This is a genomic window from Gilliamella sp. X-60, from assembly GCF_057063585.1.
The window spans coordinates 106,272-112,829 of sequence record NZ_JBXSQJ010000006.1 but is presented as its reverse complement, the minus strand read 5'-3'; the positions used below and the strand labels follow the sequence as shown (position 1 = coordinate 112,829).

Annotated in this window: 8 protein-coding genes and 1 riboswitch; of the genes, 5 read left to right on the top strand and 3 right to left on the bottom strand. The window is 33.7% G+C overall.

Annotated features, from left to right (window positions below; translation table 11 throughout):
- On the top strand, positions 1-210 hold a 210-nt coding region (locus tag ACYIAM_RS05070), incomplete at its 5' end, for a transposase (protein ID WP_483747490.1).
- A 206-nt stretch (positions 211-416) separates the two neighbouring features.
- Here ACYIAM_RS05070 and ACYIAM_RS05065 read toward each other — a convergent pair.
- The 3 genes from ACYIAM_RS05065 to yihI form a co-directional block, all read right to left on the bottom strand.
- Positions 417-1,226, bottom strand: coding sequence for a hypothetical protein (locus tag ACYIAM_RS05065; protein ID WP_174796295.1), 810 nt, complete (start codon positions 1,224-1,226; stop codon positions 417-419).
- Between the two features lie 197 nt (positions 1,227-1,423).
- Positions 1,424-2,794, bottom strand: a complete 1,371-nt coding sequence (hemN, locus tag ACYIAM_RS05060) for an oxygen-independent coproporphyrinogen III oxidase (RefSeq protein WP_483747489.1) — start codon at positions 2,792-2,794, stop codon at positions 1,424-1,426.
- A 322-nt stretch (positions 2,795-3,116) separates the two neighbouring features.
- A complete protein-coding gene (gene yihI / locus ACYIAM_RS05055; RefSeq protein ID WP_483747488.1) occupies positions 3,117-3,611 on the bottom strand; it encodes a Der GTPase-activating protein YihI in 495 nt (164 codons plus the stop codon).
- Between the two features lie 170 nt (positions 3,612-3,781).
- Here yihI and coaA point away from each other — a divergent pair, with 170 nt between their 5' ends.
- The 4 genes from coaA (at position 3,782) to queC (ending at position 6,528) form a co-directional block, all read left to right on the top strand.
- Positions 3,782-4,717, top strand: a complete 936-nt coding sequence (gene coaA / locus ACYIAM_RS05050; RefSeq protein WP_160403767.1) for a type I pantothenate kinase — start codon at positions 3,782-3,784, stop codon at positions 4,715-4,717.
- An 18-nt stretch (positions 4,718-4,735) separates the two neighbouring features.
- On the top strand, positions 4,736-5,164 hold the full coding sequence (locus tag ACYIAM_RS05045; RefSeq protein ID WP_483747487.1) for a DUF1090 domain-containing protein: 429 nt from the start codon (positions 4,736-4,738) through the stop codon (positions 5,162-5,164).
- Positions 5,165-5,320: 156 nt separating this feature from the next.
- A riboswitch (PreQ1 riboswitch) is annotated at positions 5,321-5,365 on the top strand.
- Positions 5,366-5,368: 3 nt separating this feature from the next.
- Entirely contained in the window at positions 5,369-5,842 is a 474-nt protein-coding gene (queF, locus tag ACYIAM_RS05040) for a preQ(1) synthase (RefSeq protein WP_174796300.1), read from the top strand.
- A gap of 29 nt (positions 5,843-5,871) precedes the next feature.
- Positions 5,872-6,528 (top strand): 7-cyano-7-deazaguanine synthase QueC, encoded by a 657-nt coding sequence (queC, locus tag ACYIAM_RS05035; protein ID WP_483747486.1) that lies wholly within the window; start codon positions 5,872-5,874, stop codon positions 6,526-6,528.
- Positions 6,529-6,558 lie beyond the last annotated feature (30 nt).

Genomic DNA, 6,558 nt, shown 5'->3' with positions numbered 1-6,558 from the left:
ACGGTGATTGCTAAACGTAATTATGGTAAGGATATAGATAAAAGCAGTATGGATAGGTGCCTTTATCGCTATCGTCATTTAGTCGAGAATGCCTTTGCTAGAATCAAGCAATATCGTTCAATATCAAGTAGATACGATAAGTTAGAAAGGAATTATGCCAGTATGGTATCACTGGCATTTATGTTAATGTGGCTGCCAATGTATTGTTGAGTGATTTATGTACAGCAAAGATCAACAGCCCCTAATTTATTTAATAAAATCCAAATTAAAAATCCTATTTATGGTTTAAATAAAAAAATAAACTCCGAATTATATCGAGGTTTGTCATCAATCTGAGGGCGATGTTATCGCCCTATGTATAAAATTTAAATATTTAAACTTAAACTGATTTCACTATTCTTGATATCATATCTGGATTAAGAGAGAGCTTCTTTTAATGCCTGCATTTCATTATAGGTAAAATCACAGCGCGTAAATTCTTGATCAAGAAGAATAGGAACAGAGTTGCTTTCTCCGACTACGGCCAACACATTACATTTATTTCTAATCCTATCACCTATAATGATTGGTCCACCGTTTAAGTCTTTATTAAAATTGGCTGCATATTTAGCATTTATTCCTTGTGCATTGTTTGCACGATATAAAGCTGTTATTGTTTTACCATAAGAAACTAATTTAACTGGCACAATAACAGGTGTTAATTTTTGCCCGTTAATTTCCTTGATAACTTTTGTCATTTTATGTGTTCTTAAGAAACATCCTAAACTCATCCATGTAACCAACAACAACAAAAGAATAAGACCAGTAGTAGCCACAAATACAGTTCGCATATTCTCAATAGCTAAATCGATTGTTACTAGTGATGGATCATCGGCCGAAGCTACAGTTACAACTTGATAATTTCCTTTTTTCCCTCCAATGAAAGTATAATCACGCTTAATAACTTGTCCTGTATCAGTGGTAATTTTCACTGAACAGTTATCAACCGCACGTTTTGCACGACATGTTCCTTCTACATCATAGTTAACCACAACTGGATTCCGTGATATTTTATAATCATCAATTAATCCAGGATAATTTCTTATGCCCATAAACATAGCTAACACAAATAAAATTATTGCTGCACTTATTCTTCTTATTTGATGAAATGAGCCTTCTTGCTTTAGTTTCATAACTTTTAAAGGGCGAGTTGGAAATACTTCTACTAATTTATTCGTCAATCCCATTTTATAAATATACTCCTTATTAAAAATAAAATTTCATGTTTAAAGACTAAAATTGTGTTATTAAGGGCTAACCTTTAATAACACAATAAAATTAACAAGTTATTACTTTTTTTATTAATTTGGACTAAATCTTATCATAATATTTATTTTATAGGAATCACTCGCGTTGTTTCAGTAATTTGAAAAACGATATCAAATTAAATAACTCTGGAAAACTGTTGCTGCCTTGCCATTTTTCGCATATAAATATCAAAGCACATGCAAATATTGCGTATCAATAAATGCCCTTTAGGTTGAACTTTAATTATCTTGTCATTTACTGTGACTAATCCATCTTGTTGCAATGGAGCGAGTAGTTTTAAGTCTTCAGCAAAATAGTTATCGAACTGGATATGAAAGTGTTCTTCTATTGCTTTTTTATCTAAATAAAAGTGGCAAATGAGTTGCTTGATTACATCACGACGAATAATATCATCTTGATGTAAATTAAATCCTTTCCATAATCCATGACCTTTTTGTTCAACTTGACTTTGATAAGCTCTAAGATCTTTCTGGTTTTGTGCATAACTATCACCTAACATACTAATGGCTGATACCCCCAGCCCAAGTAAATCTGCATCTCCTTGCGTTGTGTAGCCCTGAAAATTACGGTGCAGCAGATTTTCTTTTTGTGCAATCGCTAATTCATCAGTAGGTTTGGCAAAATGATCCATGCCGATAAATTGATATCCCGCTTTGGTTAGTTTTTGAATACTTGTGTATAAAATCTGTAATTTTTGATTAGCATTAGGTAAATCAGCATCTTTAATTTTACGTTGTGCTGCAAAACGGCTCGGCAAGTGGGCGTAATTAAATATACTTAAACGATCGGGCGAGATATCAATCACTTTATTAAGCGTTTCGGTAAAACTAGCGACTGTTTGTTTGGGTAAGCCATAAATGAGATCTAGACTAATGGAGTCAAAATTATTTTTGCGAGCTTGATCAATAAGAGAACGTATTAATGTTTCATCTTGTTCGCGATTAATCAGATTTTGAATTTCATGATTAAAATCTTGAATTCCCATGCTTAATCGATTAAACCCAACGTGAGCTAAATGATCAATAGTTTGTGGGGTAATTTCTCGCGGATCGATTTCGATCGAAAGTTCAGCGTTATCGGCAAAGTTGAAATGCTTTTTTAGCGAAGTTATTAGTCGAGTGATTTCATAATCAGTTAAAAAAGTCGGCGTGCCGCCACCCCAGTGCATTTGGGTTACTGTTCGATTGTTAAACAATTTGGCACGTTCGGCAATTTCAATATCTAAAATATCTAAGTATTTGGTGACTTTTTGCGTTTGGCGAGTAATGAATTTATTACAACCGCAAAAATAACAAAGCTTATGGCAAAACGGAATATGCACATAAAGCGATAATGGCTTTGTTGTGTAACGTGCTGCTGCCGATAAAAAATCCTGTTCATTAAAATTTTCATTAAATTCAAGTGCAGTAGGGTAAGAGGTATATCTTGGACCAGAATAGTTATATTTTTCAATTAACGCCTGATCCCATAATTGCATATCAGTCATGCTTTTGCTTCCGTTTAGAGCTGTGTTTAATGTTGTTATTTTTGTAAATTTTTAGTGGTTGCTTTTGTTGGTTTCTGATTTTTGTTTTAATTTTGATTCGATTAGTTTTATTTAAATATAACAATGTGCAGATTAATAACCCAAAATATAAACTTAACATAATTAATATTGGCATTATGATCCGCTCGCTTTTTAAGTTATTAATAGATTTTATAAAAAATAATAGTTTTTAATTTTAAATTATGAGCAAAAATTAAATGATTAGGATCGTATTTCTGCTTGCATTGAGAAGATACTCATAAGTACTAATGACAGTTGTCTCTTATGAGTTTCGTTTTAATAAACTAACAATATCTTCTTTTTTTTCGTCTTCATCTTCAAAATCATCATCAGTATAACCCAGCTCTTGCATCAACTCATCAATACGATTTAATTTGCTATCAAAATAAATTTGTTGCTCTTTAGTGAGTTTGGCATTTTGCTCGACTAGATCCAGTAACATATCTAATTTTGGATCGTTTTCTAATTGTTTTAATTCTTGTTGTGGCGATAAAACTGTTTTAGCCGGTTTCGGTTGTTTAACGGGTTTTATTGCATTGCTAGCACTTTCAACAACTAATGAAATCGGTTTTTTACTGCCAATGCGTGGATCTTTGCTTTTGTTTGTCGAATTTTTATTTTTGCTATAATCTTGATTATTAAAACGAGAGCCACTTGGTAAGCCTTTGTGCTTACGTTTGCGCTTTAGCTCACGAGACTCTTCATTAATCTCTTGACGGCTTTTTTTAGTTTTTTGTTTCGATTTATTCTTTAACATACAATCTCTGTTTAATATTAGGGTTAATCATTTAACAAACGTATTTTATCAGTAAGTCTTAAATATAGCTATGATGAAGCGGCCATGCTAATTTAAGATTGTAAAAAAAGAGATTTATGTATAATCTGAGCCTAATAAATTTGTCAGATCGAATTAGAGAACAAAATAAAATGAAAAATCATTTGAGCCCTTATATGCAATTTAATCGTCAAGAATGGGCAAGTTTGCGTAATGCTGTACCGATGACGTTAACCCCTGACGAGTTAACTTCTTTACAAGGCATTAATGAAGACTTATCGATGGATGAAGTCAGTGACATCTATTTACCTTTATCAAGATTGCTTAATTATTATATTAGTAATAGCTTTAGCCGGCAGGCGGTACTGTCTAAGTTTTTAGGCAAAAGTCACAAAATCCCTTATATCATCGGTATTGCCGGTAGCGTTGCAGTAGGCAAAAGCACAACAGCAAGGGTATTGCAGGCATTGTTAACGCGTTGGCCAGAGCATCGTAAAGTAGCTTTAGTAACAACCGATGGATTTTTATACCCCAATAAATGCCTTGAAGAACGTGGAATAATGAACAAAAAAGGCTTTCCACAATCATATGATATTAAAAAACTGATCAATTTTGTTGCGGATATAAAGTCAGGACAAGCTAACGTTAAAGCACCGGTGTATTCTCATCTGGTTTATGATATTGTCGAAGGTGAAGAAATGGTGATTGATAGTCCAGATATTTTGATTCTTGAAGGATTAAATGTACTACAAAGCACCTTGAATTATCCGCAAGCAAATAACCGTGTTTTTGTTTCTGATTATGTCGATTTTTCCATTTATGTTGATGCCGAGGTTTCGTTATTACATGATTGGTATGTGAACCGCTTTTTAAAATTTAGAGCTGGTGCATTTAGTGATCCCAACTCTTACTTTAACCATTACTCAAAACTGCCAGAACAAGAGGCCGTAAACATTGCTAATCGCCTTTGGCGTGAAATTAATGAATTAAATTTGGTTGAAAACATCTTACCTACAAAGGAAAGGGCAAGTTTAATCCTGACTAAAGGTAAAGATCATAAAGTTGATTTGGTTCAGTTAAGAAAATAAGGTAAAGGGGGGATTGATATGAAATCAGTAATTCGAGTCATGACTAAATTAACCATTATTACTATGGCAGTTTTTTCTTCGCTTGGCGCTTATGCTTCAGAACATTCTGAAGGATTAACGTGTGAAAGCAAAAAACAAACTATTGAAACACAGATTGATTATGCTAAAAAAAATAATAATTCTCATCAAGTTCAAGGGCTTGAAAAGGCATTACATGATGTCAATAATTATTGTTCAAATGATAAGTTAGAAGAAAAATATAATAAAAAAATTCAAGAAAAGACAGATAAAGTTGTCAAAAGATCTCAAGAATTGAATCAGGCAAAAACAAAAGGTGATGAACACAAAATTGCCAAACAACAAGCAAAATTATCAGAGGCAGAACAAGAACTCAATGAAGCAAAAACTGAATTAGCTAAATTTTATCAAGAATTAAAATTAAGATAAGCGGTAACAGGTAGATTATTCACCCGCTTCGATTGCCTTTCTACTATGTTTTTATCATTAACCCCATCAATAGTTACTGTTGATGGGGTTAGTTTGATATTTTGCATTCTTTGTCACACTAGACTTTTTTATTTAAAAAGAGTATGGTGTGCGGCTTGTTACGTGGTTCGTAAACCTCCCACGCTAAAAAACTAAGGAAATATCATGAGTAAAATTACACTACTAGGCGATCAGTCTGTTCGCTATCCTACAACCTATTGTCCTGAAATACTCGAAACGTTCGATAATAAACATCCGAATAACGACTATTTTGTTAAATTTAATTGCCCAGAGTTTACTAGCCTTTGCCCCATCACTGGTCAGCCTGATTTTGCAACGATTTATATTTCGTACATACCCAATATCAAAATGGTTGAAAGTAAATCGCTAAAGCTTTATTTATTTAGCTTTCGTAATCATGGTGATTATCACGAAGATTGTATTAATATCATCATGAAAGATCTAATTAAATTAATGGATCCTAAATATATTGAAGTTTGGGGAAAATTTACACCACGCGGTGGTATTTCGATTGATCCTTATGCCAACTATGGAAAATCAGATACCCATTGGCAACAAGTTGCGGCAAATCGATTAGCTAATCACGATATGTATCCAGAAAAAGTGGATAATCGCTAATTTATAATCCATCCAAACAGGAACTGTTAATGCAAACTCGTAAAGCACTCGTTATATTTTCTGGCGGGCAAGATTCAACTACCTGCTTACTGCAAGCCATTGCTGATTATGGACGTGAAAATGTTCAGGCAATCAGCTTTCATTATGGTCAACGTCATGCAATTGAGCTTGAAAAAGCCAAATGGATCGCTAAAGATTTAGGTATAAAGCAAACTGTCATTGATACATCAGTTATCAAACAAACCACGAATAATGCGCTCATCGACGACTCACAAGAAATTAAATCGGCTCAAGATGGCGATTATCCTAATACCTTTGTGGATGGGCGTAATATGCTCTTTTTACTTTTAGCTGGCTGCCATGCCAAGCAGCAGGGCATTTCTGACATTATTATTGGAGTTTGTGAAACCGACTTTAGTGGTTATCCAGATTGTCGTGATATCTTTATTAAATCAATGAATGTATCGATGAATTTAGCCATGGATTATGCGTTTAATCTTATTACACCACTGATGTATTTGACCAAAGCACAAACATGGGAAATAGCCGATAAACTGGGCTATCTTGATTATGTCCAACAATATACCCACACCTGTTATTACGGGGTTGAAGGGGGATGTGGCAAGTGTCCTAGCTGTTTGCTGCGCGATAAGGGCTTGCAAGAATATATGGCTAAGACTAGATAGATTTATTAATAACTGGGTTCTCTCACCCCA

Bases quoted from the DNA above. Each gene is read 5' to 3' on its own strand.
- ACYIAM_RS05065 (WP_174796295.1), bottom strand. From the start codon at position 1,226: ATGGGATTGACGAATAAATTAGTAGAAGTATTTCCAACTCGCCCTTTA.
- hemN (WP_483747489.1), bottom strand. From the start codon at position 2,794: ATGACTGATATGCAATTATGGGATCAGGCGTTAATTGAAAAATATAAC.
- yihI (WP_483747488.1), bottom strand. From the start codon at position 3,611: ATGTTAAAGAATAAATCGAAACAAAAAACTAAAAAAAGCCGTCAAGAG.
- coaA (WP_160403767.1), top strand. From the start codon at position 3,782: ATGAAAAATCATTTGAGCCCTTATATGCAATTTAATCGTCAAGAATGG.
- ACYIAM_RS05045 (WP_483747487.1), top strand. From the start codon at position 4,736: ATGAAATCAGTAATTCGAGTCATGACTAAATTAACCATTATTACTATG.
- queF (WP_174796300.1), top strand. From the start codon at position 5,369: ATGAGTAAAATTACACTACTAGGCGATCAGTCTGTTCGCTATCCTACA.
- queC (WP_483747486.1), top strand. From the start codon at position 5,872: ATGCAAACTCGTAAAGCACTCGTTATATTTTCTGGCGGGCAAGATTCA.